The 24827-nt window shown below is 59.5% G+C and carries 20 protein-coding genes and 1 tRNA gene; 11 read left to right on the forward strand and 10 right to left on the reverse strand.

The genetic code is table 11. From position 1 onward, the window contains the following. Positions 1 to 60 precede the first annotated feature (60 nt). Entirely contained in the window at positions 61 to 1539 is a 1479-nt protein-coding gene (locus R5R33_RS13785; RefSeq protein ID WP_318953279.1) for a peptide MFS transporter, read from the reverse strand. Between the two features lie 232 nt (positions 1540 to 1771). Between R5R33_RS13785 and hrpA the strand changes: the two genes are divergently transcribed. The 7 genes from hrpA to R5R33_RS13820 all read left to right on the forward strand — a co-directional run bounded on the left by hrpA (position 1772) and on the right by R5R33_RS13820 (position 11325). Then, positions 1772 to 5686: an ATP-dependent RNA helicase HrpA gene (hrpA, locus tag R5R33_RS13790; protein ID WP_318953280.1), complete on the forward strand. Its 3915-nt coding sequence runs from the start codon at positions 1772 to 1774 to the stop codon at positions 5684 to 5686. A gap of 210 nt (positions 5687 to 5896) precedes the next feature. Then, positions 5897 to 6229: an HvfA family oxazolone/thioamide-modified RiPP metallophore gene (locus tag R5R33_RS13795; protein WP_318953281.1), complete on the forward strand. Its 333-nt coding sequence runs from the start codon at positions 5897 to 5899 to the stop codon at positions 6227 to 6229. 84 nt (positions 6230 to 6313) lie between these two features. Beyond that, positions 6314 to 7213, forward strand: coding sequence for an HvfB family MNIO-type RiPP peptide maturase (locus R5R33_RS13800; RefSeq protein WP_318953282.1), 900 nt, complete (start codon positions 6314 to 6316; stop codon positions 7211 to 7213). Continuing rightward, positions 7203 to 8024 (forward strand): HvfC family RiPP maturation protein, encoded by an 822-nt coding sequence (locus R5R33_RS13805; protein ID WP_318953283.1) that lies wholly within the window; start codon positions 7203 to 7205, stop codon positions 8022 to 8024. The genes R5R33_RS13800 and R5R33_RS13805 overlap by 11 nt, the downstream gene beginning before the upstream one ends. Positions 8025 to 8195: 171 nt before the next feature. Further along, positions 8196 to 9185 (forward strand): MlaA family lipoprotein, encoded by a 990-nt coding sequence (locus tag R5R33_RS13810; protein WP_318953284.1) that lies wholly within the window; start codon positions 8196 to 8198, stop codon positions 9183 to 9185. Further along, positions 9169 to 10407: a PP2C family protein-serine/threonine phosphatase gene (locus R5R33_RS13815; RefSeq protein ID WP_318953285.1), complete on the forward strand. Its 1239-nt coding sequence runs from the start codon at positions 9169 to 9171 to the stop codon at positions 10405 to 10407. Before R5R33_RS13810 ends, R5R33_RS13815 begins: the two co-directional genes overlap by 17 nt. Before the next feature lie 378 nt (positions 10408 to 10785). Further along, on the forward strand, positions 10786 to 11325 hold the full coding sequence (locus tag R5R33_RS13820; protein ID WP_318953286.1) for an STAS domain-containing protein: 540 nt from the start codon (positions 10786 to 10788) through the stop codon (positions 11323 to 11325). A gap of 59 nt (positions 11326 to 11384) precedes the next feature. Here R5R33_RS13820 and R5R33_RS13825 read toward each other — a convergent pair whose 3' ends face one another. From R5R33_RS13825 to R5R33_RS13850, 6 genes are all read right to left on the reverse strand, one after another. Beyond that, on the reverse strand, positions 11385 to 11846 hold the full coding sequence (locus R5R33_RS13825) for a tellurite resistance TerB family protein (protein WP_318953287.1): 462 nt from the start codon (positions 11844 to 11846) through the stop codon (positions 11385 to 11387). Positions 11847 to 11890: 44 nt separating this feature from the next. Beyond that, on the reverse strand, positions 11891 to 12835 hold the full coding sequence (tal, locus tag R5R33_RS13830) for a transaldolase (protein ID WP_318953288.1): 945 nt from the start codon (positions 12833 to 12835) through the stop codon (positions 11891 to 11893). A 45-nt stretch (positions 12836 to 12880) separates the two neighbouring features. Next, positions 12881 to 13858 carry a tRNA dihydrouridine(20/20a) synthase DusA gene (gene dusA, locus R5R33_RS13835; protein ID WP_318953289.1) on the reverse strand — a complete coding sequence of 326 codons (978 nt, stop codon included), beginning with the start codon at positions 13856 to 13858 and terminating at the stop codon, positions 12881 to 12883. A 318-nt stretch (positions 13859 to 14176) separates the two neighbouring features. Further along, positions 14177 to 14797: an outer membrane protein gene (locus R5R33_RS13840; RefSeq protein ID WP_318953290.1), complete on the reverse strand. Its 621-nt coding sequence runs from the start codon at positions 14795 to 14797 to the stop codon at positions 14177 to 14179. Between the two features lie 163 nt (positions 14798 to 14960). Beyond that, positions 14961 to 16169 (reverse strand): glycerol-3-phosphate dehydrogenase/oxidase, encoded by a 1209-nt coding sequence (locus R5R33_RS13845; RefSeq protein WP_318953291.1) that lies wholly within the window; start codon positions 16167 to 16169, stop codon positions 14961 to 14963. Beyond that, entirely contained in the window at positions 16153 to 16845 is a 693-nt protein-coding gene (locus R5R33_RS13850; protein ID WP_318953292.1) for a PI-PLC domain-containing protein, read from the reverse strand. Before R5R33_RS13850 ends, R5R33_RS13845 begins: the two co-directional genes overlap by 17 nt. Positions 16846 to 17033: 188 nt before the next feature. Here R5R33_RS13850 and R5R33_RS13855 point away from each other — a divergent pair, with 188 nt between their 5' ends. Further along, a complete protein-coding gene (locus R5R33_RS13855) occupies positions 17034 to 17468 on the forward strand; it encodes a hypothetical protein (RefSeq protein ID WP_318953293.1) in 435 nt (144 codons plus the stop codon). Between the two features lie 99 nt (positions 17469 to 17567). Then, positions 17568 to 18254 (forward strand): fimbrial biogenesis chaperone, encoded by a 687-nt coding sequence (locus R5R33_RS13860; RefSeq protein WP_318953294.1) that lies wholly within the window; start codon positions 17568 to 17570, stop codon positions 18252 to 18254. 28 nt (positions 18255 to 18282) lie between these two features. On the opposite strand, the gene R5R33_RS13865 is transcribed toward R5R33_RS13860, so the two are convergent. From R5R33_RS13865 to R5R33_RS13875, 3 genes are all read right to left on the reverse strand, one after another. Continuing rightward, positions 18283 to 19374, reverse strand: a complete 1092-nt coding sequence (locus R5R33_RS13865; RefSeq protein ID WP_318953295.1) for a hypothetical protein — start codon at positions 19372 to 19374, stop codon at positions 18283 to 18285. Continuing rightward, on the reverse strand, positions 19361 to 21811 hold the full coding sequence (locus tag R5R33_RS13870; RefSeq protein ID WP_318953296.1) for a TcfC E-set like domain-containing protein: 2451 nt from the start codon (positions 21809 to 21811) through the stop codon (positions 19361 to 19363). Before R5R33_RS13870 ends, R5R33_RS13865 begins: the two co-directional genes overlap by 14 nt. A 112-nt stretch (positions 21812 to 21923) precedes the next feature. Further along, positions 21924 to 22478, reverse strand: a complete 555-nt coding sequence (locus R5R33_RS13875) for a hypothetical protein (RefSeq protein ID WP_318953297.1) — start codon at positions 22476 to 22478, stop codon at positions 21924 to 21926. A 326-nt stretch (positions 22479 to 22804) separates the two neighbouring features. On the opposite strand from R5R33_RS13875, the gene gltX reads away from it, so the two are divergent. Both gltX and R5R33_RS13885 read left to right on the forward strand, forming a co-directional pair. Further along, positions 22805 to 24280: a glutamate--tRNA ligase gene (gene gltX, locus R5R33_RS13880; RefSeq protein WP_318953298.1), complete on the forward strand. Its 1476-nt coding sequence runs from the start codon at positions 22805 to 22807 to the stop codon at positions 24278 to 24280. A gap of 314 nt (positions 24281 to 24594) precedes the next feature. Next, a tRNA-Ala gene (locus R5R33_RS13885) sits at positions 24595 to 24670 on the forward strand. Positions 24671 to 24827 lie beyond the last annotated feature (157 nt).

Raw genomic sequence — 24827 nt, forward strand, 5'->3', positions numbered from 1 at the left:
GTCTCACAAAGCTGTACCCGGTAGCGTCACCGCCACAAATCAAAATTCGTAGCGCCGAATTTACCCCCTGAACTTCTGTTTCGGCGCAACATCGTGATCCGCGGTGATACCGAATTCCTCTTTGGTAGTATCCTTCAACACAGTGTGATCTTCCTCGGCACCGTGCATCCAGTCCACCAGCTTCTCACGCAGGAAGAACAGAATAATCCCCGCAATAATCGCCGCCGCGGCCACACCGCCGAAGGTAGCCAGCGGACCTGATTCGCCCACCAACTTACCGATCTCCGCCGCGCCTTTGTTGGCAATACCGATGAACGCAAACCACAAACCCATCATCAACGACAGATAGCGTACCGGTGCCAGCTTCGTCACCATGGACAAGCCGATCGGCGACAGACACAACTCACCCATGGTGTGGAAGATATACGCCACCACCAGCCACCAGGGACTCGCTTTTACGGTTTCTGAATCGCCAATTTGCAGTGCCGCGCCCACCATGGAGACAAAGCCGAGTCCCAGGAAAATAAGGCCCATGGAAAATTTCGCCGGAGACGTCGGCTCGCGGGAACCGAGGCCTACCCAGATACTTGCCACAACGGGGGCGAGAATGATGATGAATAGCGGGTTTACCATCTGCAGCCAGCTCGCCGGAATTTCAAACCCGAAAATGTGCAGGTCGGTATTGTATTTGGCGAACAGGTTCATGGAGCCCGCGGCCTGTTCGAACCCGGCCCAGAAAATAACCGTAAACAGGCCGAGGATCAGAATCACCTTGATGCGATCCCGCTCCTCCAGTGTCAGCGGGCGCTTCTTGTCCGCGTCCAGGTTGGCACGCAGGCCGAGTTTCGCCGACGGCTGTTTGCCGATTTCACCGAGCAGCCTGTCCGACTGGGTCATCTGCAGAATCAGGCCCAGCAGCATGCCGAGACCGGCCACGAAAAATGCCAACTGGTAATTGACCTTTTCGCCGATCCAGCCAATCACCAGATAGCCGAGAATCGAGCCGATGTTGATCCCCATATAGAAAATCGTGAATGCCGTATCCCGGCGCCGGTCGCCCTCCTCGTAGAGGTCGCCCACCATGGTGGAAATATTCGGTTTGAAGAAACCGTTGCCGATGATCATCAGTGCCAGGCCGAGCCACAGCATGTAGATCTCGGAACCGTTCGGTAGCCAACTGTGCGGGAAACCGAGGGCAAACTGCCCCAGCATCATCAGCACCCCGCCGAACATGATGCAGCGCCGCTGCCCCCACTGGTTGTCCGCCATCCAGCCGCCGATGATCGGCGTCAGGTACACCAGCATCGCGTACCAGCCCAGATAGGTGAGCGCCTTGGATTGCAGCTCCGTGTCGGAAAGCGCTTCCCAACCAAACACCGCCGCGGTGGCCGCGGAGGTGAGGTAGAACACGAAAATGCCGCGCATCCCGTAAAAGCTGAGGCGCTCCCACATCTCGGTGCCGAACAGCAGGAACAACCCTTTCGGGTGCCCCATCATGTCTCCGGCCGAGGCTGGGGGTTTTGGTTTGAGATCTTGCATGGGCGCGCTCCTATAACTAGCTCGCACTGGCGAATACAGGCTGCGGAAGACCGACCTGGGGTTCAGGCATTGGAAATTTGTGGCGCGTCAGTAACGAAAATGGGGTTGTAATGCGCGCCGCTGACCTGAGTATAGGTCAGACGTAACGCCCGCAAGTTTAGGGACAGATTTCTACGCTCCCCAGCGGGTATAATCGCCGGTTTGCAGTATTTTCCCGGATTGCCAGTCACACATGAGTCAAGATTCCGCCAGCCCCCGCTCACCCAAGGCCCTGCAGCCCATCGAGCAATTGTTGCCCCAGTGTATGGGGCGCGATCGCGTGCGCCTGCAACGCACCCTGAGCAACGCCCGTCGCCGCCTGAAAGAGGGCAAGCCCGCGGACCGGATGCTGATGCAGCTGGAAGAGGAAGTGGCCAAATCGGTGGCACTGGCGGCAGCGCGTCGACAAAAACTACCGAAGGTTGAGTGGCCGGAAGGGCTGCCGGTGGTGGCGCGGCGGGATGAGATTGCCAAGCTGATTGCGGCAAACCAGGTTGTGGTGGTGGCGGGGGAGACCGGTTCCGGCAAGACCACCCAGCTGCCAAAAATCTGCCTTGAACTGGGGCGGGGTATTTTCGGCCAGATCGGCCACACCCAGCCGCGGCGGATCGCCGCGCGCACCGTGGCCAATCGCATTGCCGAGGAGCTGGGCCAGGCACTGGGTGACTCGGTGGGTTACCAGGTGCGCTTTACCGACCAGAGCACCGAGCACACCCACATCAAGCTGATGACCGACGGTATCCTGCTGGCGGAAATTCAGCGCGACCCGCTGCTCAATAACTACGACACGCTGATTATCGACGAGGCCCACGAGCGCAGCCTCAATATCGATTTCCTGTTGGGTTATCTGAAAACCCTGCTGCCGAAGCGCCCAGACCTGAAAGTCATTATTACCTCCGCCACCATCGACCTGGAGAAGTTTTCCCGGCATTTCGACGATGCACCGATTATTGAAGTCTCCGGTCGCACCTATCCGGTGGATATCCACTACCGTCCGTCGGCGGACAGCGACGCCGACCTGAACGAACAGGTGATCGCCGCGGTGGAAGAACTGCTGCAGGAGGAGAAATCCTCCCCGCGCCGTGGCGGCGACATCCTGGTGTTTATGAGCGGCGAGCGCGAAATTCGCGAGTGCGCCAAGGCGCTGCGGGATGCGCAGCTGCAGCATATCGATGTGCTGCCGCTGTACGCGCGCCTCAGTCTCGCCGAGCAGAGCCGGGTCTTCGCCCCGCACAAGGGCCGTCGTATCGTGCTGGCTACCAACGTGGCGGAAACCTCCATCACCGTGCCCGGTATCCGCTATGTGATCGACCCGGGCACCGCGCGTATCAGCCGCTACAGCTACCGCAGCAAGATCCAGCGCCTGCCGGTGGAGCCCATCTCCCAGGCCAGTGCCAACCAGCGCGCGGGCCGCTGCGGGCGCGTCAGTGCCGGTGTGTGTATCCGCCTGTACGAGGAGAGCGATTACCTGCAGCGCCCGGAATTTACCGATGCGGAAATCCTGCGCACCAATCTCGCGGCGGTCATTCTGCAGATGCTGCAACTGCGCATCGGCGATATCCGCGATTTCCCGTTTGTGGATCCACCGGACCAGCGCCTGATCAACGACGGCTACAGCCTGTTGCAGGAGTTGCAGGCGGTGGACGGCAAGGGGCAAGTCACACAGCTGGGGCGGGCGCTGTCGCGCCTGCCGCTGGACCCGCGTCTCGCGCGTATGCTGGTGGAATCCGGCGCGACCGCCAGCCTGCGCGAGCTGCTGATCATCGTCAGCGCGCTCGCGGTACAGGACCCGCGTGAGCGCCCGGCGGAGAAGCGTCAGGCGGCGGACGAAAAGCACAAACAGTGGGAGCACGAACACTCGGACTTCCTAACCCTGGTAACCCTGTGGGACGGCTACGAGGCCCAGCGCCAGGAGCTGAGCGCGAGCCAGCTGCGCAAGTGGTGCCAGAAAAATTACCTGAGCTGGCTGCGGTTGCGGGAGTGGCGAGACATCCACCACCAGCTGCGCCTCGCCATCCGCGACCTGGATTTGAAGATGAACCGCGAACCCGCGGACTACACCAGTGTGCACAAGGCGATCCTGCCCGGGTTGCTCGGCAATATCGGTGTAAAGGACGAAAACAAGGAATTCCTCGGTTGCCGCAACCGCCGATTCCATATTTTCCCGGGCTCCGGCCAATACAAAAAGCCGCCACACTGGGTGGTCGCGGCGCAGTTGCTGGAAACTAGCCGGCTGTATGCGCACACCGTCGCCAAGATTGAACCGGAGTGGGTGCTCGGTTGTTCCGAGCACCTGGTCAAGCGCAATTATTTCGAACCGCACTACAACCCGCGCTCGGGCGCAGTGATGGCGTTTGAAAAAGTCACGCTGTACGGGCTGGTACTGGTGGACAAGCAGCGTATCCATTACGGCAAGCTCGATCCCACCACCGCGCGCGAGGTGTTTATCCGCGAGGCTCTGGTAGAACAGCGCTACCGCGGCAAGGGCAAATTTTTCCAGCACTACAAAGACCTGCTGGCGGAGCTTGAAGATCTCGAGGCCAAGTCCCGCCGCCGCGACATTGTGGTGGACGATGAAGTGGTGTTCCGCTTCTTCGACGAGCGCCTGCCCGCGGATATCTTCAACCTCGCGGGGTTTGATAAATGGCGCAAGCAGGCGGAGCAAAAAGATCCGCAACTGCTGTTTATCCCCCGCGAACTGATGATGCAGCAGGATGCGGGCCATGTGGGCGAGGCCCAGTTCCCGGATTCGCTCACCAGTGGCGGTATCGAATATCCGCTGAGCTATCACTTCGAACCGGGCAGTGTGGACGATGGCGTGAGTATTCTGGTGCCCGTCGGCGCCCTGCACCAGGTGCCGGCGGCGCGCCTGCAGTGGGTGGTGCCGGGCATATTGCGCGACAAGTGCATCGCGCTGGTGAAAAACCTGCCCAAGCAGTACCGCAAACATTTTGTGCCGGTACCGGCGGCGGTCGACAAGGCGCTGCCGCGGCTACAGGCCGCAAACACACCGCTGTGGCAGGCGCTCGGCCACGAGCTCAAACGGCAGACCGCGGTGGATCTGCCGGATGACGCGTGGAAATCTGCGGAGCAGGGGCTGGAGGATTTCTACCGCTTCAATATCCAGGTGCTGGATGAGAAGGGCAAACTGCTGGATCAGGCGCGGGATCTGGAAACCCTGCAATTGCGCTATCGCGACCGGGTTCAGCAGGAAATCGCCAGCGCCGGTGACGATTTCGAGCGCGCCGGAATTACCAGTTGGGACTTCGGCGACCTGCCGGAAACCCACCAGTTGGACCAGGGCGGGCTCAAGGTGCGCGCCTATCCCGCGCTGATTGCTGGCAAGGAGAGCGTGGACCTGCGTCTGCTGGACAACCCGGAAGAAGCCCGCCGTCTCACCCGTGCGGGCATCTGTCGCCTCGCCATACTGCATCTGCCGGAGCCGGTGAAATACCTGCGCAAGGAGCTGCTCAAGGGCAAGGAACTGGGCCTGAGTGCCGCAGACCTCGGTCGCCGTGATGAGGTGGCGGACGATATCCTGATGGCGGCCGTGCGCGAGTGCTTCTGGGCCGATGAACACTGGCCGCGCAGTGAGGAGGAGTTTCTCGCCGCGCTGGAGAAGCGCGAACAGCTGGTGGCGACCGCGCAGGAAATCGGCGAATTGCTGGTGAAAGTGCTGGCGCAACTGGTGCCGCTGCGCAAACAGATCAAGCAGCAGAAAAATCTGGTGGTGGCCCTGGCGGTGGCGGACATCAATCGCCAGCTCGGCGGACTGTTCTACCGCGGCTTCCTGTTCCACACACCGCTGGAATGGCTGCGCCAGTACGGTCGCTACCTGAAAGGGATCGAGTTGCGCCTGGAGAAGGCCGCCCTCGACGCCAACCGCGATCGCCGCCTCATCGCCGAGTACCAGGAGGCGGAAGAGCCCTACCAGGCGGAGGCCAGCAAGAGCGAGCCCCTGTTACTGGCCGGCGACCCGGCACTGGTGCAGTACCGCTGGATGCTGGAGGAATTTCGTGTCTCGCTGTTTGCGCAGACTCTGAAAACCTTGATGCCGGTGTCGATCAAGCGCCTGCGCAAAATGTGGGCCGACAGGCAGGCGGGCTGATGTCAGTTTGGCGCGCGCTGGTTCACAACTTTGGCAGCGCATTGGGTTTCCGTTGAACCTTGCGTGTGAACCGTTGGTCTGACTGAACTCCCAAGTTGTTGACGGGAAACTATAATCCGGGGGCGGCGGTTTACGCGCCGCCTTGGACATTTGTTTCACTTATCCAGATCAACTCACCGAGACCAAGGCTTTGGTCTACAGGAGATCGTCATGAACAAAAAGAGCCTGCCACTCGCCGCCGCCGTAGGTGCGGCATTTGTGGCTTCCGCCACCCTGAGTGTTTCCACCTCGGCCAATCCATTCAGCGCCACCGAACTTTCCGCTGGCTACAACCTGAAATTTGTGCAGGACGACAAGCAGAAAGAGGGGAAATGCGGAGAGGGCAAGGATAAAGAAGGCAAGTGCGGGGAAGGGAAAAAGAAAGAGGGAACTTGCGGAGAAGGTAAAAAGAAAGAGGGAACTTGCGGCGAAGGTAAAAAGGACGAAGGCAAGAAAAAAGAAGGCAAATGCGGTGAGGGCAAGTGCGGTACCGATCCCACCTGATATCTCACTGTGCCCGGCAATCCCCGCTGTGATCGGATTGCTGGGCGCTCCGCAACCCGCAAAATAAACAAATTCCAGGCAAGCATGTCGAACAATGCGCGCGAATATCCGGTAACTGGCGCAGGCCTGGGCCTGCGGCGCTCGATGATGGGCGAGGAGCTTCTGCCTGCGCAGGTGGACTTCCTCGAGGTGGCGCCGGAGAACTGGATCGGTGTGGGTGGCCGCTACGGCCGCTGGCTGCGCGAGTACACCGAGCGCTTTCCCTTCGTGATCCACGGCCTGTCGCTCTCTATCGGCTCGCCGGCGCCGCTGGACGAGGCACTGGTGCTGTCCATCAAGGCCTTCATGCGCGAGCACAACATCCGCTGCTACAGCGAGCATTTGAGCTACTGTTCGGATCACGGTCATCTCTACGATCTGCTGCCCATCCCGTTTACCGAAGAGGCGGTGCACTACGTGGCAGGGCGTATCCGCCGGGTACAGGACCTCCTCGAGCAGCGCATTGCCATGGAAAATGTGTCCTACTATGCGGCGCCCCGCGTCGGTCCGGAGCCGGAACTGAGCGAGCTGGAATTTCTGAACGCCGTACTCGCGGAGGCGGACTGCGACCTGTTGCTCGACGTTAACAATATCTATGTCAACGCCATCAACCACCGCTACGATCCGCTGGAATTCCTGTGCGGCCTGCCCGCAGAGCGAATCCGTTACGCCCATGTGGCCGGGCACTTTGACGAGGCGGACGACCTCAAGGTGGACACCCACGGCGCCGCGGTGATTGACCCGGTGTGGCAATTGCTGCAGCGCGCCTACGAAGAGTTCGGTGCTATTCCCACGCTGTTGGAGCGGGATTTCAATATTCCGCCATTGCCGGAACTGTGCGGGGAAATCACGCGTATCCGCGATTATCAAAATGCAGCACTTCAGGGCACGGTAAGTGCAAACCCGAAGGATCAGGAGCGCGCAGAGGTACCCGTTGGCCGATAACACCGGGGCGAATACCGATACCTGCACCAGCGCGGACTTCCGTGAAACCCAGCGGAAATTTGCCGCCCACCTGCGCAAGCCCGATGAAAACCCGGCGCCGGCGTCGATTGAAGACCGCCGCATGGGTATCTATCGGGATCTTATTTACAACAACATCGAATCCTTTATCGCCAGCGGTTTCCCGGTGCTGCGCAGTATTCTGGATGACGAGCAGTGGCACGCCATGGTGCGGGACTTTGTGCACCGTCACCAATCCCACAGCCCGTATTTCCTGCAGATCAGCGAGGAGTTCCTGCACTACCTGCAGGAGGAGCGTGCGCAGAGCCCCGCGAGCGCGGATGACCCGCCCTTTATGCTGGAACTCGCGCACTACGAATGGGTGGAGCTGGCGCTGGATGTGAGCGAGGAGGAATTCCCCGCGGGGTTGCAACGCAATCCGGACCGCACACAACTGCTCGACTGGGTGCCGGTGGTGTCACCACTGGCGTGGAGCCTCAGTTACCAGTTTCCGGTGCATCAGCTCGGGGCCGATTTCCAGCCGCAACAGGCGCCGCCATCACCGACGTTCCTGGTGGTTTATCGCAATCGCGCAGACCAGGTGGGCTTTCTCGAAGCCAGTGCCGCCACCGCACACCTGCTGCAACTGGCCGCTGGGGCGGACACGGGTGGGGCGAATACCGGGCGCCAGTTGTTGCAGCAGCTGGCGCGAGACATGCAGCACCCCGATCCGGATCAATTGCTGGATTTCGGCGCTGAACTGCTGGGAAAGTTGCTCAGCTTGGACATTATTGCGGGATTCAGGCCATCCTGAGCCCCGCCTTGCCGCACAAATTGCGTCGTCCGGACGTGGCTGAGCGTTCAATACCATTGGCCAAAAGTGCCAGCTGCTATGCTGCCATAACGGCCAGTGCTAAAATCGCGCGCAAATGGAAACTAAGATCCTGGTTTGAACAATCGAAATTATCTTGCGAGGAGCAGGGATTTGCTTGAACGCACACAGCTTACCACCTGGGCCCTGACCGCACTGCTGTCGGCTCCGCTGGCCATGGCGCAGGATGCGTCAGACCCTTTCGCCGAGCAGCCCGATGAAGCTCCGGCCGCCACTTCACCCGCGAACAGCGCGACCGACAAGGCCGATTCGGCTGCCGTTGACAGCGCCGCGGCCGCATCAGACACCGCGCCCGCATCAGATGTAGAGTCGGAGAGTGACCCCTTTGCGGAAGGCGGCGCCCCTGCGGCCGCTGGCGAAGCGTCGGACGATTTCGGCTCAGAGCTGGAGGACGAGTACGGCTTCGACCCGGCGGATGAATTCTCCAGTGCGGAAGAGCCGGAAGATCGCGACCCCTGGGAGGGGTTCAATCGCGCGATGTTCCGTTTCAACGACACCGCCGACCGCTGGTTCCTGAAGCCTGCGGCCACCAGTTACCGCCAGATCACGCCGATCTTCATGCAGACCGGTGTGTCCAACTTCTTTTCCAACCTGTCCGAGATCAACAACGTCCTCAACGACGTGCTGCAGTGGAAATGGGGTCAGGCGGGGAATGATACCGGCCGCTTCCTGGTAAACAGCACCGTGGGGCTCGTCGGCCTGTTTGACGTGGCCCAGCACATGGGGCTGGAACCCAGTGACGGCGAGGATTTCGGCCAGACCCTGGCGGTGTGGGGTGCCCCATCCGGTCCCTATGTCGTGGTGCCGTTACTGGGTCCGTCCACCGTGCGGGATTTTCCCGGTGAGGTGGTGCAGTGGTACACCAATCCGCTCAGCTATGTGGACGAAAACTCCGTTGAATACACATTGAAAATGGTGGATGTGGTGCAGACCCGCGCCAGTCTGCTGCAGGCGGAATCCCTGCTGCAGGGCGATCGCTATGTGCTGTTGCGCGACGCCTACCTGCAGCGCCGCGAGTTCCTGATCAACGACGGTGAACAGGAAGACGACTTCGGCGGCGATCTGGATGAATACGATTTCTGACGCCCGCACCCAGGAACCGGCCGCCGCAACCGCGGTTGCCGGCCGCCATACCCTGTTACTGAGCGACCCCGGCGAACCGTCCTACGAAGTGATGTGCGCCACGCTCAAGCGCCTCGGTTACACCGTGATCCATGAGGAGAGCGGTGTCGATGCCATCGGCCACTTTTCCCCGGATAAATACGACCTCGTCATTACCGACCTGCACCTGCCGGACATGGGCGGGCTGGAAGTGCTGCGCAAGATAAAACGCCTGTCGCCGGATACGCCGGTGGTAGTGCTCGCCTGCAACAGCGAGGTGGACGACGTGGTGCAGGCCCTGCGTCTGGGAGCGAGCGACTACCTGCTGAAACCCTTCACCGATGAAGACGTGATCGAACACGCGGTGACACGGATTATGGAGGCGCGGGATCTCGCGGCGCAGAACCGCGAATACCGCCACCAGCTCGAGGAGCGCAATCGCGAGCTGCACGAGCACATCGAGCTGTTGCAGCGGGACCACGAAGCGGGCCGCCAGTTGCAGCAGCATTTGCTGCCGCGCACCCCCTTCCGCTACCCCGCCGGTATCGAGGCGGCATTCCGCCTGTTGCCGTCGCTCTACCTGAGTGGCGATTTCGTCGACTACGGCCTGTTCGGCGAGCGCTTTGTGGCGTTTTATCTGGTGGATGTCTCCGGTCACGGGGTGTCCTCGGCACTGGTGACCGCGCTGATCAAGCACAGCATCATGCACCTGTTGCGGGAGCGCACGCTGTTCAGCCAGCTCAACAGTATCGATACGGACATCACCAGTATTCTGGAAATGATCAACCGCGAATTGAATTCCACCGCGCTCGACAAGCACGCCAGTATGTTTGTGGGAGTTGTGGACAGCCGCGCGCGCCAGCTGCACTACGCGGTGGCGGGGCAGGTACCTATGCCGGCATTGGTCACCAGCGACGGCGCCCGCTGGCTTACCGGCAAGGGCCGGCCGCTGGGGCTGTTCAAACAGGGTGAGTGGGAGGTGCGCCACTGCAGCCTGCCCGCCAGCTGGCGCCTGGTGGCCTGTTCCGATGGTGTACTCGAGCTGCTCAGCGGCGATCTGCTGCAGAAGGAGGCGAAACTGCTGGAGGTCATCAACCGCAGCCGCGGAGACCTCGACAGCCTGTGCGCGGCACTCAAGGTGGATACCGCGGAGTCTTTCCCCGACGACATTACCATTCTCACCCTGCGCCAGGACAATCCCTGAGTGTCAAATACTCTCCGATAGTTCCGATTCGGCCTGATTCTTGCCTTGTTTTTCGCGATGACAGCCAGTTGCTGTTCACGGTGGGTTCATCGACGTTGCCTGAGACTGGTGCGGTAAACGGGATTTTCGGGGGCCCGGAAAGGAATCGGGGCGACAAAGTCCGGACTTTCCGGTCAAACCTGCTAACCCGTTCACACCGGTCTTGTCAGCGCTAGTGGGCAGGAGTAAGCTCCGCCCACTTCATGCCCGGTAGGCGCACGCTTTTTCATCAGTGTCGCCGGGCCTGAGTTGCACAAGGAACTGTGCCGCGGTTAATGCCGCAAATTTTCCATCTCGCACCCGCACCCGGGAACAGGGTAGGGCGCGTTTGAGGTTACTATGCAGTCCGGGCAGATAATGGTTGGTGACCACCAGGGCATTTATGTCGTCAAACTGGTGGGAGATGTGCGCCTCAATCTATGTACATCGTTCGATAACTATATCGGCAAGATGTTTTCCCACGACGATTTTCGCGGCGTGGTGTTCGATATGCACGATACCCAAGGGGTCGACAGCACCACGCTGGGTTTGATGGCCAAGATCGCCATTCGCAGTGCAGAACACAAAGGCGGCAAACCCCTGGTGCTGTGTGAAGACCGCGGTCTGCTGCACCTGCTGGACTCCATGGGCTTTGACGAACTGATGGAATTCTCCTCTGACGCGGATAACGATGCCTACCGGGCCGAGCCCGCGCCGCTCAAGTGCAATGCCCCCGATGAACACAGTGCCCGTGAAATGGTGTTGGAAGCCCATCGTGTGCTGATGAGCCTGAACGAGAAAAACGCAGATACCTTCCGCGATCTGGTGCATGTGCTGGAGAGCGAGCAGGGCACCTTGGAACACAAGGCCCAGGAAAACAAGTCAGTCGCCAGCCACTGAGCCGGCTGCGCGGTCTTTTTATTTCGCCAGGTTAACCTGGTTGCACGGGGGGCAAGGCGTTACTCGCCGTTGCTCCCGTCCCTCGCCTCGGCGCGGGCGCGGGTAAACAACCCGTGGGGCAGGTAGATCAGCTCCGCCACCCGCCGTATCAGGTGCTCTTCGAAGGCATCAATCTCGCCATCTGCAAACGCCACCTGCCACATCTGCTTCACCAGCAGGTACTTGTCCCGCTCGCTGAAATTGTCGTTGACCGTCTGGGTGAACTCGTACAGGGACGTGGCCTCGTGGCGCTCTAACAGCGCCCGCTGCATGAGTTCCTCTGCGGTCTCGCTGTCCAACTGGTAGTGATCCATCAACAGGCGCACCAGCACCTGTCGCTCGCGCTCGTCTACCTTGTGATCCGCGGTGGCGATTTCCGCCATCAGTGCGGCGCTGATCATGCGCACGTCTTTTTCCGGGTGCACTTCCACACTGTCTCCGCGGCCGATCTGGTCGAACAGCTTGCGTATCTGATGCAGCATGGTTGTGCCCCTTGTGATGTTGTCGTTAATGAAAGTGACGGCGCTCAGCGCGCGTTTTGTAGCAGCTCTTCCAGCTTCAGCTGGTCCGCCACAAAGTTGCGGATACCTTCCGCCAGCTTCTCCGTCGCCATGGCGTCGGCATTCAGCTGGTAGCGGAACTCGGCTTCGCTGAGCGGTGCTGCAGGGCGGGGCTGGCTGGCGATATCGCTGCCGAGGCCGCTCGCCAGTTCACCTTCATCGTCCTGCAATTCCTGCAGCAGTTGCGGGCTGATGGTGAGCTTGTCGCAACCCGCCAGTGCCTCGATCTCGCCGGTGTTGCGGAAACTGGCTCCCATTACGATGGTCGGGTAGCCGCGGGACTTGTAGTACTCGTAAATACTGGCCACCGACAGCACGCCGGGGTCATCTTGGGCAGTGTAGTCATCGCGCCCGGTGCTGGCCTTGTACCAGTCGAGAATACGGCCCACGAACGGCGAAATCAGGGTAACACCGGCTTCCGCACAGGCCACGGCCTGGCACTGGGCGAACAGCAGGGTCAGGTTGCAGTGGATACCCTCGCGCTCCAGTACCGAGGCGGCGGTAATGCCCTCCCATGTGGAGGCGAGCTTGATCAGCACGCGCTCGCGGCCTACGCCGGCCTGTTCGTACAGCGCGATCAGCTTGCGGGCGTATTCCACACTGGCGCTGCTGTCGAAGGAGAGGCGCGCATCCACTTCGGTGGAAACCACACCGGGAACGATCTGCAGGATTTCACCGCCGATAGCCACCGCGAGCTTCATGGAAGCCTCGGCGATCACATCGCCACCGCGCTGCTCCGCCCACGCCAGGGCGTCTTTCAGGTGTTGTTGGTATTGCGGCAGCTGTGCCGCCTTTAAAAGCAGGGAGGGATTGGTGGTGGCATCTTGCGGGTGGTAGCGGCGGATCGCCTCGATATCACCGGTATCCGCAACCACCAGGCTGCGCCGTTTGAGTTGTTCCAGTTTATTCATCTTCCCCACTTCCTTATTCAAATTCAGGTTCGATTCTTTTGTCGATCAGGCGGCGTCGGTCACCAGCGCCAGTGCCTGCTCAAGTACCTCCGGCCCCGCGCCCGCGGTATGTGCATGCTCACTCAGGTATCGGCGGAACCGCCGCGCCCCGGGCACGCCCTGAAACAGGCCCATCATATGCCGGGTAACGTGATTGAGCCGCTGGCCCTTGCCGAGCTCGCGCTCGATGTACGGCAGCATATCGCGGATCACCTGTGCCGGGCTCGGCCCCGGTGCGCCGCCAAACAGTTCCGCATCCACATCCGCGAGAATGTTCGGCGTTTGGTAAGCCGCGCGCCCGAGCATAACACCATCGAGCTGCTGTAAATGCTGCCGGCACTCCTCCAGCGAATTGATGCCGCCATTCAGCACAATTTCAAGGTCGGGGTAATCCTGCTTCAGCTGGTACACCATCTCGTACTTGAGCGGCGGCACCTCGCGGTTTTCCTTCGGGCTAAGGCCATTCAGCCACGCCTTGCGCGCGTGCACGATAAAGGTGGTGATGCCAGCGCGGGCCTGGGCTTCCACAAAGCGCGTCAGTCCCGGGTAATCCTCCATGTCGTCGATGCCGATACGGTGTTTCACCGTCACCGGAATCGAAACCGCACTGCGCATGGCGCCCAGGCATTCCGCCACCAGGTCCGGCTCCGCCATCAGGCAGGCGCCAAAGCGGCCCTTGAGGACCCGGTCGCTGGGGCAGCCGCAGTTCAGGTTCACCTCACTGTATCCCCACTGCTCGGCAATCTCCGTACAGCGCGCCAGATCGTCCGGGTCGCTGCCGCCGAGCTGTAGTGCCAGCGGTTGCTCCGCCGCGTCAAAATCCAGGTGGCTCTCGCGGTCGCCAAACAGAATGGCACCGGTGGTGACCATTTCGGAGTAGAGCAGCGCATTCTTGCTGAGCAGGCGCCAGAAATAGCGACAGTGACGGTCGCTCCAATCCATCAGGGGGGCGGTACAGAAGCGGTGGGACAGGGGGTTTGGCATAACTACTTGATTTTACAGCGGTTTCTCTGAACTCGGCCCATTATGGTACCTCTCCGGTACAGCAAATGGCTTGTGCCAGTTGGAATCCTGGCAACCATCAGGGCGCGTAACAACGCGACGGGTGGGGTGCGCTATACCGCGCAGATCCGCCTATTTCAGAATGGAAGGGTAGTTTATACAGAAGCGGCGACGTTCGGCAAAAAGGCTTAAGCAAAAGCACAGACCGTTAACAGCGACCTGTAAGTGGGTTGTCCGGGCGGTTGGGTCGTTGCCAACCGCCCGGAACCAACTGCCGCCTGTCAGGTGCGGTTCACCAGATCAGAAACGGTAACCAACACCGGCTTGCCACGCGTTGGCTTTACCGAAATCAATCGCAAGGCCATCGCTACCATCAAGCTTTTGCTTGCCAATGTCGTACTGCAGGTACTCGATGCTTGCGCGCAGGTGCGGGGAGAAGTCGTAGCGGAAGCCGGCGCCCCAGTGCGCGTAGCTGGCATCGGTGGAGTAACTGTAGAGTCTGTCGCCGTTGTAATAGGCGTCAGCGCTGAGATCGGCCAGGTTGTATCCGGCGATCAGGTAGGCACAGGCTGCACGACAGTCCCAGCTGAGATCCAGCTTGCCGGAGACACCCCAGTTGTCGATAGTGCCGTCGTATTTTTCGTCCTCGACCAGTACATCGTTCTCGAAGGACTGGTAGTGGTAGCTGTCCTGCAAGTTGTAATAGCTCAGCTCAACTTCTACCGGCAAACGATGAAAATCCAGCGCCACAGATACGCTGTGCATATCCTGATTCCCATCCGAATGCTCCAGATCTGCCTTGCCCGTGGCCACGGATACTATCGTGTCAAAGGCGAATTCACTCTCCTGGTACGTGTAGCCCTGTGACCAGGCCGAAGCAGAAACCAGTCCCCCAACAATAAAAGCGCTCAGCTTTTTCACGGCAATCCCTCGTTTGTGTTTATTGGAAGGATGATTCTAGTCACATTGAGGCTGTGACGAAATACCGATGTGATCGTATGTAAAATCCGAGTCCCCGCGGAAATTCATCGCCAGTTGGCCATGCAGTGGCATATCTGAGGCGCCTAATGTTTTGATGCCGGGTTCAGATATTGCGCTCTTTGGCATCCACGGGTGAAGTGGCGGTCTGGGTGCTGGCATTGGGTGACCAGTGGTCGCTGGCGGCCAGGTGCGGGCGCAGTTTTTTCAGCACGCTGCGCGCGGTGGCGCGGTAACTGGTGAGCTTGCCGCCCGCGACCGCCACAATGTGCGGTTGCTTGTCGTCGTCGCAACAGATCATGGTTTCGCGACTGCGGGAAAAGGGGTTACTGCTGGCGTGGGGCAGTACGCGCAATCCGGCGAAGCTGTCGGAGAGTTCGTTCAGTTGCAGTGGACGGGTTTCGGGGAAGTACTGCTTCAGGGTGCGCAGCAGGTACGCCTTTTCCTCCAGGGTCGGAGCAACTTCCGACGGATCGCCGTGGTAGGGGCGCTCGGTGGTGCCGACCAGGGTCTCGCCCTGCCAGGGCATTACAAACACTGCGCGGCCGTCTTCCGCTTCCACGTAAAAAATCTTGTTGGCCAGTTTTAACGGCACCTGGATATGGGTGCCCGCCACCAGCTCCAGTGGCGGCAGTTTGGCCCTGGGGGTGCACTTGCTGTTGGTGTCCTCGATCCACGGACCGGTGCAGTTCACCAGTGAGCGGCAGTGCAGGGTATTCAGCTTGCCCTCGTGGAAATAATCCACGCGCACAAACTTGTCCGTTACCTCCGCACCAACCAGGCTGGCGGGGCAGATCAGTTCGGCGCCACCGCGCAGGGCGCTGCGGATTACCTCCTGGGTCAGTGCCGCGTCATCGGTCTGGGCGTCGTAGTAGCGGTAGACCGCGAGCAGGTCGTCGCCGTTAAGGCCGTTGAGTGCCTCGTAATCCTGCACGTTGATGGAGCGAAAGCGGGACTGTGAGGAAAACAGCCCGGCCAGCAGTGCGTAAATGGTGAGACCGAGGCGGATTTTCCACGGCGGGCGGCGGCTGTGGCGGTAAACCGGGATCAGGAACGGCACCATGTGTACCAGATCAGGCTTGTTCGCCAGTAACCATTTGCGCTCTTTCAGGCACTCGTACACCAGGGAAAACTGTCCGCTTTCCAGGTAGCGCAGGCCGCCGTGAATCAGTTTGGAGGAGCGGGAAGAGGTGCCATAGGCCACGGATTCCTGCTCGAGAATCGCCACCCGGTAGCCGGCCGCGGTCAGTGCCTCCGCCACACCGGCGCCCTGAATGCCGGCACCGACGACGAGAACATCATATTCCATAGACATTGCTGGCCTCCCGGGAGCGCATCAACAGCGGCAGATTCCCTGTCAGAATATGATGCGCGCCGCGGTGATGCCAGTGCACCGCGCCCTGCGCGGTGTTGATTTCGTGGACCACCCACTGCCAGGGGCCGGGAGGCAGCTCCTGGCAGTCCACCGAAACCTGATCGATGAACAGGTAATCCGGCGCCAAGGTGACTACTTCCATGGAAAGACAGCGGGTAACACTCGGCACTTTCAGCGCCACCAGATCAAAGCCGAGGCTGCGGGCAAGGCGCAGGCTGCGAAGATTGTCCGCCACCAGCACAAAATTGTCCGCAGGGCTGAAAATTTCATCCCGTAGCCGGCGAATTGCGGCCTCTGCGCCCACCATCTGCAGCGTCTGCGGATTCAGCTCGATAAACCATTCCAGGTGACGGTGCCGGTTAGCCCAGTCCACCAGCTGGCGAAAGGTGCAGAGGGGCAGGGTCCTCAGGTCGCGGTCCTTCAACTTGTGCAACGGTGCCGAGATCCCGGCGGGGAAAAAATCCAGTGCATTGCCGGCACAACACCAGGGCGTGCGTTCCTGGCTGAACTGCACTTCGGTGGCAATTGCACAGGCGCCGAGACCATGGGCAGCCTCAAAAGCCGCCAGGGTATTTTCGGGATGGTGGATTTTGTCGCCTGAATGCGCAATCAACATCTAAGTGGAGTCCTGCCGGGCCAGCTTTATTGTATGGGGAAGGTGGGGAGATACCGCAAAATCTCTATTTGAAAATAGTTGCTGTACAGCGGCTTGCAAGAAGGTGGTGGCGTTAAAAGATACGCGGCTTTTTTCCCTGCCGCGGACCGAATAAACCGGCGGTCTATGCTGAATGGATCGGAAACAAGGTGTTAGAGGTTGGCCCGTTGGTACAGGGAAATTTGCCGGGAATTTTTTCGGAATCCCTTTCGCGAAAAAAAACGGGAACGACGGTTATTCACATGATTGTGAGTTTGCTGTTCCTGCTGCAGACAGACGCGAGCCGTGCACAACAAATTGACCAAGAATCTGCAAGCCGCGTCGCGAGCGCTTCAATACGAATCACCCTGAATATCCCCCCCAGAACACAGTTGGTGGAAGCCACCGAATCCGCCGGCAAACTCTGCCTGAGCCGGATACCAGCAAGTCAGTTAGTCGTCAGTTGGTTGCGACAGGGCACGCCAGCGCCGGGATCTGCACTGGCCAGCCTCGCGGGTGACACCAGTGTGCAGAGCTGTGTTGATCTCGGCACTCTGCCACAGCAGAGCGGGTCCACCGCCACCGTTCTGATCGCCGCGCAATAGTAAAAACTGACAACCGTTCAATGCCCCGCAGGCTGGTTGCTTATCCCTTCCTTGCCCTTAAAATGGCGTCAGTATATTCCTAGACGCTGCGAACGGATTATGAAGCACATTTTTGCCACCGCGCTGCTCCTGCTGGCCCAGCCTGTGTTTGCCGCCATGTCGCTGGACAAGATCATTCTTTACCTGAACGACCAGCCCAATTCCCGTGAAGATATCGTGGTGACGAATCCCGATGCGGAAACGCTTTATCTGCAGACGGAAATCTACCGTGTGGATAACCCGGGTATGCCCGATGAAAAGCGGGTGCGGGTGGTAGACCCGAAAGAGTTCCGCTTGCTGGTAAGCCCGTCAAAGGCGGTGATTCCCGCGGGTGAACAAAAACGCTTTCGTTTGATGTCCCTGGAGCAGGGGCTGGATAAGGAAAGAGTCTACCGGGTGACGTTCAAGCCGGTGGTGGGCGATCTGAAAACCGACAAGACCGCGCTGAAAATCCTGGTGGCTTACCAGGCGCTGATCTTCGTGCAGCCAAAATCGGGAAGCTTCCACCTGCAACTGGAGAAGACCGCTCCGGATGCTCTGGCGATCGTGAACAATGGCAATATCAATGCGGAAATAAGCGGGTTGCAATACTGCCAGCGGCAAGATCAGTGTGCGCCGCTGGAGCAAAAGGGCCGGATTTACAGCGGCGCAAAGTTGCAGCTCGAGGGTGATTTTGCCGCCGGTGGCTATATCGAACTTGTCGCCAAAGGCGCCCGCGAATCAGAGAAAATCAGGCTGGCACTTTAATTATTCCGCTGCGGTTTTCCGACGTCGGTCAGTTCATTTCCACCGTAAGCGTTAGGGTGTCCATGTACTGATAATCCTGCGGGTTAGCCAGGTTGGCCGCAGGAATCGTCAGCTCCAACAGCATGTTTTCGTCGCTGTAGCCGGTGCAGTCGAGGGAGGCGTGCCCCTTCCAGTCCTTCTTGGTAAATACACCTTCCGTCAATTTTGCTTTTTTCTTCGGCGGGATTTCACTCAGGATATTGATTTCATAGGCAATGGTGTCGCTGCTGGAAACCCCACCCAGCAGGAACTCGCCATTTCCATTCAGGCTGTCGGCCCGCAAACTGAAATCCGAGTTTGCCGTGGTGTACACACAGAAATGTTGCTCGGCGGTAATGTCGGCAAGCGGATTGGGCATCTGCAGCACCATATCCTCAAGCCCGCTGATGCGGATACTGGAGCCAACAACCAGGGCAATATCCAGGGTAAGCGGCGGGTTCAGCTCGGTACGGTTATCCGACGCCGTCGACCCCTTGCAGATAATCGGGTCGTAGGGATTGTTTGGATCGCCCCACGGATTGCACTGGTACAGGTAAAGCTGCAGTGTGCCGCGGTAGATACCCGGCGCCGGGGCCACCGTTGAATCCGGGGTCAGCGAAAAATACACCGGGGTCTGCTGGCCATTGGCGGCACCACGAAAACGCGTGCTGGTCACCTGGCCGGGGATAATCGTGGTCGCGGTTGTGGATGGATGGTGGAATTCCAGCGTCACCGCCACATTCCCGCTCGGTCCGCTCAACAGGAATTTCTGCCCCTGTGCGGGCCCGATAACCTCCATGGTGTAATCGCGGGATTTACTGCAGTACGCGGTAGACCATTCATTGCCCTCCCAGTCCGCCCAGCAGCTGCGGATACTGAACGGAATCGATAGATCCCCTTCGTAAACCACCGCCTGCTCGGTGTCGTCGAGACCGCAAACGCCCAGAGACTTGTCCGCTACCGGCATGATGCCGGAGCCATCACCGCAGGGATCCTGATTGGAGGATTGCGCGCTGGCGGCGCAGGGCATCAGCGCGGCCGCTGCCAGGGCGAGAACGCACAGGCAATTTCTGAGAAGCGTGCGGAAATTACTGGCGCGCATAGCTGGCTCCCTTTATCGGGCATTGCGCCTTGGCCAGGTCGACGATACCGATATTGATCCAGTCGTCCGCGGCGGACTGCTCCGGGATATCCACACGGCAGTCGCCCCACTGCACGGGTGGTACCCGCAGGGTTTGCGGCGTACCGTGGATTTCGATCTGGAACACGCCATAGTCGTCGGTTACCGCGGAATATTCGCCAATGGAGATCCGTGTGTTGCGCAGCGGAGTATCGCCGTTCACCAGGCGGCCGAGCACCACGATCAGCGTCTGCACCTGATAGTCGGTAGTGGCGACATTGCCGGGATACAGGGTGATGGTCTCGCGGGATTCCCGGTAGTCGTAAAAACCGTCGGCAAGCGGGCGCAGCGAGAGTTCATAGGTGCGGAATGATGGCAGGCTAATAACCGACTGGCTGCCGCCTTTCGCATAGCCCCGGCGGGTGCCGTCTACCAGAATTTCAAAATCCTGCCCCTCGGAGCCGTTGATATCCACGATTACCGCACTGTTGAGGGTGCGTTCACCGCCCCAGGAAAACGCGTCTCCCGAGGTCATCAGCGAGGTACTGAAACTGCCGAGATAGTTGGTGGTGCGCAAATCCGAATCGCGATTGTTGCGGTGGGCAAGGGTAGAGGTGAGGTAGCCGCGGCGGCCGGCCACACGCGTCTGGCTGCCGAGGTAGTAGTCATCCTCCGCCGCTTCCGCAGAAAACTGTTGCGACACATCGTACGCCCACAGGTCGCGGTCATTCCAGCTGCTGTTAAGTCCCGCACGGGCAACGCCGTTGCCGGATTCATCGCGGTCGTAGCGCAGGGTACTGCCGCTGCTCCAGCGCTCGCCGCGGTACCGGAACTGGAAGGTGAGCGCCGTCAGCTGCTGTTCGCCCTCGGCAATGCTGTGGGAAAAACTGAAGTCGCCGTACCAGAAGCGGCTGCGCAGCATGCTGCGCTGGAACTCGAATGTGGTCAGCTTGTCGGCGCTGCCAACATCGTCGTCCAGGATAACGCCCGCTGAATCCAGCGATTGCTGCCGGTTGCTTTCACTGTGGCGAATGGCGGCGCGGCCACCAAACATTTGGCTGCTGAGGGTCAGGCTGCGATTGAAGGTGTCGCGATTCAGGATGCTGTAAGGCGCCGCCGCAACGGAATCCTCCGGGGTACCGGTGATTCTGGTCTCACTGGCACCGAGATCGAAATACGGCGTGTGCAGCTGTGCCAGTACACGGTAACCGCGGCTGCCGGTGCTGCCATAAATGGCGCTGGGGGAAAGTTCGAAATTCTCCTGTATCCAGCGCGTACCCACTTCCAGAACCTGTTCGTGATCCGTGGAGGCCGCGGTGGTAAACACTCCGGCGTTATCCGATACCCGGCGGGCCAGGCTGCCCTTCAGGTAATAGGTATCCGCGCGGTCGGGAAGGGTATCTTCTTCCGTGCTGCTGGCGGGCTTGCCCGCCAGCAGCTCCCAGCTCCACTCGCCCGAGGGGGGAAGCAGCGCATCTTTGGCAAAGAACTGAGTGAACCGGTTCAGCGGCCGGCCGCCTTCATCAAAGGTGAGTATCTCCACCTCATAGGCACCGCCCGGCAGGTTGCTGGTGTCCAGAAGCTGGTTGCCGGCTTCGACGAGACTGCTGTAAATCAAGCGGTTGTCGCGGTGGATTTCAACCCGCCCACGGGTGGGCATATTGATCTCTAGTGGCGTGCCTTCGCGGTAGAAATTGTCGGCGCGGCTGTTGTTGGAGCTGCGGTATTCCACCCCATAGATATAGGGCGACGGAATAAAACTGCTGAAGTAACTTTCCGGCTGCAGCAAGCCGATGGAATAGGCCTTGCCTTGGTAATCGCGGGTCCAATGCAATTCATGGATAAACGGATTGCCTTCATCGGTGGCGGACCACTGGCTGTGCAGGCCGCTTTCGCCAAAGCTCAGAATGGACGTGCCGAACAGCGAAGCACTCTGGCTCGTTGGCCCCAGATTGGAATCCACACCAGACCAGGTACCGGTCAGGTTCTGGATAAACGAAAACTCGCTGGTGGCATCGGGAAGATAAGGGGAGGCGATCGCAGATTGCTGGGGCAGCAGCGAGGGTGCGATAAAGATATCCACACGGAAACGGCTGTCGTCGTAGATCAGACCGACAGATTCCGGAACCAGATAACCGCAATCCAGCTGGCTTTTGAGCCGGCAGACCTTGTTGGAGTTGCGCGGCTGTGCCTCGCTAAGCGCAGACAATACAGCGTCTGGTTGCAGCGTTTCCGGCAGCAGTTTGAAAACGGCTTCGGGGTGGGAAAACTGCACCGTATGCAGGTCAACGCTGATCTGGGCCGTGCCCACAGGGCGGCCACCGAAATAAATATCGGCAACCAGGCTTTCCGGCTCGGTCAGGTCTTCAAAACCGGCGGGCGCAGAAGTTTCGAGCGTAAAGGCGGCTGCTGCACACAAAGCTGAGGGACTTTGTGTGCAGAGCGTAAACGCACTTAAACCAACCGCGAAATAGCGCTTCATTGCTATAGGTTTTGGCGCCGGCAGATACTTATGGTCAAACGATCAGTTGTTATTCGCCAGATACGGTGACCGTCAAAGTATCTGAATAAGATGGATCTGCGGCGGCTTCCCAAACCCCAGTAGGTACTGTCACGATAACTTGTGCGTTGTGATCAGCTGCGTCACTTGTACACAAATACCCAGATTTCGGAGAATAGGTTGTCGTTATGGTGCCATCGGCGTTTGTTGCCGTGCCGGTAGCGTTTTCTGCGGTATCGCTAGTAAACGTAACATTGTAAGGAAGCCTTTCGGTACTGCCCTGAAGCTCGAAACCGCTGGTCGCTGTAGCACTGTCAAACCGGATACTGTAGCTTTTAAAACCCACTGCTCCCACGCAGAAAGTATCCCGTCCAATCAGATCATTACCGGCTGCAAGCCCGTTGAGATCCAGTTGGATATTCGAAAGTTCCTGAATCTGGATGCCCTGTGCAACGTCCAAGGTAATTTGGATTGACCCTTCAGATGAGGTCAGTCCAGGGGTTATCGGGTTTACTGCAGCGATAGTACCGGCGCTAGCCAGACCCAAAATCACCCCACAACTAAGAACGCGTACTGCATTTTTCATAGCTTTTCCCTAACTCTTGAAAGTGTTTGTTGTTCTAAGACGATCGTTTAATGATCAGTCACTGGCGTCGACTGCAGCAATTTGGCGCTTTTTCCCCCAGATCGCTCGACATTGCGGCGATGATACGGTTTTTGTGATGCCAGTCACGGACTTTTTGTAAAAAGTTAATTTTCGATGACCGGTTAGCCCCTTCGGGCTAGTTATACAGGTTCATCTGGCGTCAAATTGCTCTTTTAAGGCCCACTGGGCGCTCTCCGGTCGCGGCGATATAATGCCGCGCCTCAAGATCAGCCAATTGATCGAAATCAACCCATGTCAGGCGAACCATGACCGTAAGAACCCGAATTGCACCGTCCCCCACCGGCGATCCCCACGTAGGTACCGCCTATATCGCACTCTTTAACCAGTGCTTCGCCCAGGCCCAGGGTGGCCAGTTCATTCTGCGGATCGAAGATACCGACCAGGTGCGCAGCACCCCCGAATCCGAACAGGCGATCCTCGACAGCCTGCGCTGGCTGGGTCTCGACTGGGCGGAAGGCCCGGACGTGGGCGGCCCGCACGGCCCCTATCGCCAGAGTGAGCGCGGCGACATCTATAAAAAGCACTGTGACGAGCTGGTCGCCAAAGGCCACGCGTTCCATTGCTACCGCACCGCGGAAGAGCTGGAGCACCTGCGTGCGCAGCTGCAGGAAGCCGGTCGCGTCACCCTGAAGCCCAGCGACCTGGCCCTGCCCGCAGAAGAGGTAGAGAAGCGCAAGGCCGCCGGTGAACCCTACGTGGTACGCATGAACGTGCCGGAATCCGGCACCTGCGTGATCGACGATATGCTGCGCGGCACCATCGAGATCGACTGGGCCCAGGTAGACGCCCAGGTACTGCTCAAGTCCGACGGCATGCCCACTTATCACCTGGCCAACGTGGTGGACGACCACCTGATGGAAATCACCCACGTACTGCGCGGCGAGGAGTGGATCAACTCCGCACCCAAGCACAAGCTGCTGTACGAATACTTCGGTTGGGAAATGCCGGTGCTGTGCCACCTGCCGCTGCTGCGCAACCCGGACAAGACCAAACTGTCCAAGCGCAAGAATCCCACCTCCATCCTCTATTACCAGCGCGCCGGCTTTATGCCCGAAGCACTGCTGAACTACCTCGGCCGCATGGGCTGGTCCATGCCGGACGAGAGCGAGAAGTTCACCCTGGATGAGATGCGCGAGCACTTCGACATCATGCGGGTATCCCTCGGTGGTCCGGTGTTCGACGTGGAGAAACTGAGCTGGCTGAACGGCCTGTGGATTCGCGAGCTGGAAGACGCACAGCTGGCCGACCGCCTGCAGAACTGGCTGCTGAACCGCGACAACCTGATGAAGGTCCTGCCCCACGCCAAGGGCCGCATGGAAACCTTCGGCGACTTCGCGCCGCTGGTGAGCTTCCTCGCCGCCGGCAAGCTCGACCTTACTGAGGCCAGTTTTGCCAACGGCAGCAAGATGGAGCTGGAAGAGCAGAAGCGCGTACTGCAGTTCGCCCTGTGGCGCCTGGAAGCCCTGCGCAGCTGGAGCAAAGACAACATCTTCGCGGCCATGAAAGAGCTGTCCACCCAGATGGAGATCAAGCTCAAGGACTTTAACGCCCCGCTGTTCGTCGCCATCAGCGGAACCACCGCATCCTTCTCGGTCATGGATGCCATGGACCTCCTCGGCCCCGACCTCAGCCGCGCCCGCCTGCGCCAGGCTATCGACGTACTGGGCGGCGCCGGCAAGAAGGTGCTGAAGCGCTGGGAGAAGGAATACGCCAGCCTTTAAGGCCACGGCATGCCCACCCATTCGTCATTCCGGCGCAGGCCGGAATCCAGCTCCACAACACTGGATCCCGGCCCATTCCTTCGTCATTCCGGCGAATGCCGGAATCCAGAAACCCACCAAACTGGATCCTGGCCTGCGCCGGGATGACCACGGGGTGGGGCCCAATGACCGGGAGAAGGCCGGTTTACTTGGGGGTGACGAACAAGTCTCTAACTAATTGATTAAAAAGTTGTTTTTCTTGTTGACACAGATCTGAGCGCTGTTAAACTGCGCCCGCTTTCGAGGGAAACGCACCGCGAAAGCAACCCACTTGTGGGGCTATAGCTCAGCTGGGAGAGCGCAACACTGGCAGTGTTGAGGTCAGCGGTTCGATCCCGCTTAGCTCCACCAAATTAAAAACCCCCGTACCGAAAGGTGCGGGGGTTTTTTCGTTAGGCGCGAAAGGTGCATCCCGCGTGGCGCTGTTTGATTCCGCCGGGAGAATCGAGTTGCTGTACCCGTGTGGCCAACTAATATGAATGGCAGGCGCACGGTGAAGAAAGTTACA

The organism is Microbulbifer pacificus, from assembly GCF_033723955.1.
GTDB lineage: Bacteria > Pseudomonadota > Gammaproteobacteria > Pseudomonadales > Cellvibrionaceae > Microbulbifer > Microbulbifer pacificus.

Excerpts from the sequence above, each read along its gene's own strand:
- R5R33_RS13795 (WP_318953281.1), top strand. The coding sequence starts at position 5,897 with ATGAACAAAAAGAGCCTGCCACTCGCCGCCGCCGTAGGTGCGGCATTT.
- R5R33_RS13785 (WP_318953279.1), bottom strand. The coding sequence starts at position 1,539 with ATGCAAGATCTCAAACCAAAACCCCCAGCCTCGGCCGGAGACATGATG.
- R5R33_RS13845 (WP_318953291.1), bottom strand. The coding sequence starts at position 16,169 with ATGTCTATGGAATATGATGTTCTCGTCGTCGGTGCCGGCATTCAGGGC.
- R5R33_RS13800 (WP_318953282.1), top strand. The coding sequence starts at position 6,314 with ATGTCGAACAATGCGCGCGAATATCCGGTAACTGGCGCAGGCCTGGGC.
- R5R33_RS13815 (WP_318953285.1), top strand. The coding sequence starts at position 9,169 with ATGAATACGATTTCTGACGCCCGCACCCAGGAACCGGCCGCCGCAACC.
- R5R33_RS13865 (WP_318953295.1), bottom strand. The coding sequence starts at position 19,374 with ATGCGCGCCAGTAATTTCCGCACGCTTCTCAGAAATTGCCTGTGCGTT.
- R5R33_RS13875 (WP_318953297.1), bottom strand. The coding sequence starts at position 22,478 with ATGAAAAATGCAGTACGCGTTCTTAGTTGTGGGGTGATTTTGGGTCTG.
- R5R33_RS13850 (WP_318953292.1), bottom strand. The coding sequence starts at position 16,845 with ATGTTGATTGCGCATTCAGGCGACAAAATCCACCATCCCGAAAATACC.
- hrpA (WP_318953280.1), top strand. The coding sequence starts at position 1,772 with ATGAGTCAAGATTCCGCCAGCCCCCGCTCACCCAAGGCCCTGCAGCCC.
- tal (WP_318953288.1), bottom strand. The coding sequence starts at position 12,835 with ATGAATAAACTGGAACAACTCAAACGGCGCAGCCTGGTGGTTGCGGAT.
- R5R33_RS13825 (WP_318953287.1), bottom strand. The coding sequence starts at position 11,846 with ATGCTGCATCAGATACGCAAGCTGTTCGACCAGATCGGCCGCGGAGAC.
- gltX (WP_318953298.1), top strand. The coding sequence starts at position 22,805 with ATGACCGTAAGAACCCGAATTGCACCGTCCCCCACCGGCGATCCCCAC.
- dusA (WP_318953289.1), bottom strand. The coding sequence starts at position 13,858 with ATGCCAAACCCCCTGTCCCACCGCTTCTGTACCGCCCCCCTGATGGAT.
- R5R33_RS13860 (WP_318953294.1), top strand. The coding sequence starts at position 17,568 with ATGAAGCACATTTTTGCCACCGCGCTGCTCCTGCTGGCCCAGCCTGTG.
- R5R33_RS13820 (WP_318953286.1), top strand. The coding sequence starts at position 10,786 with ATGCAGTCCGGGCAGATAATGGTTGGTGACCACCAGGGCATTTATGTC.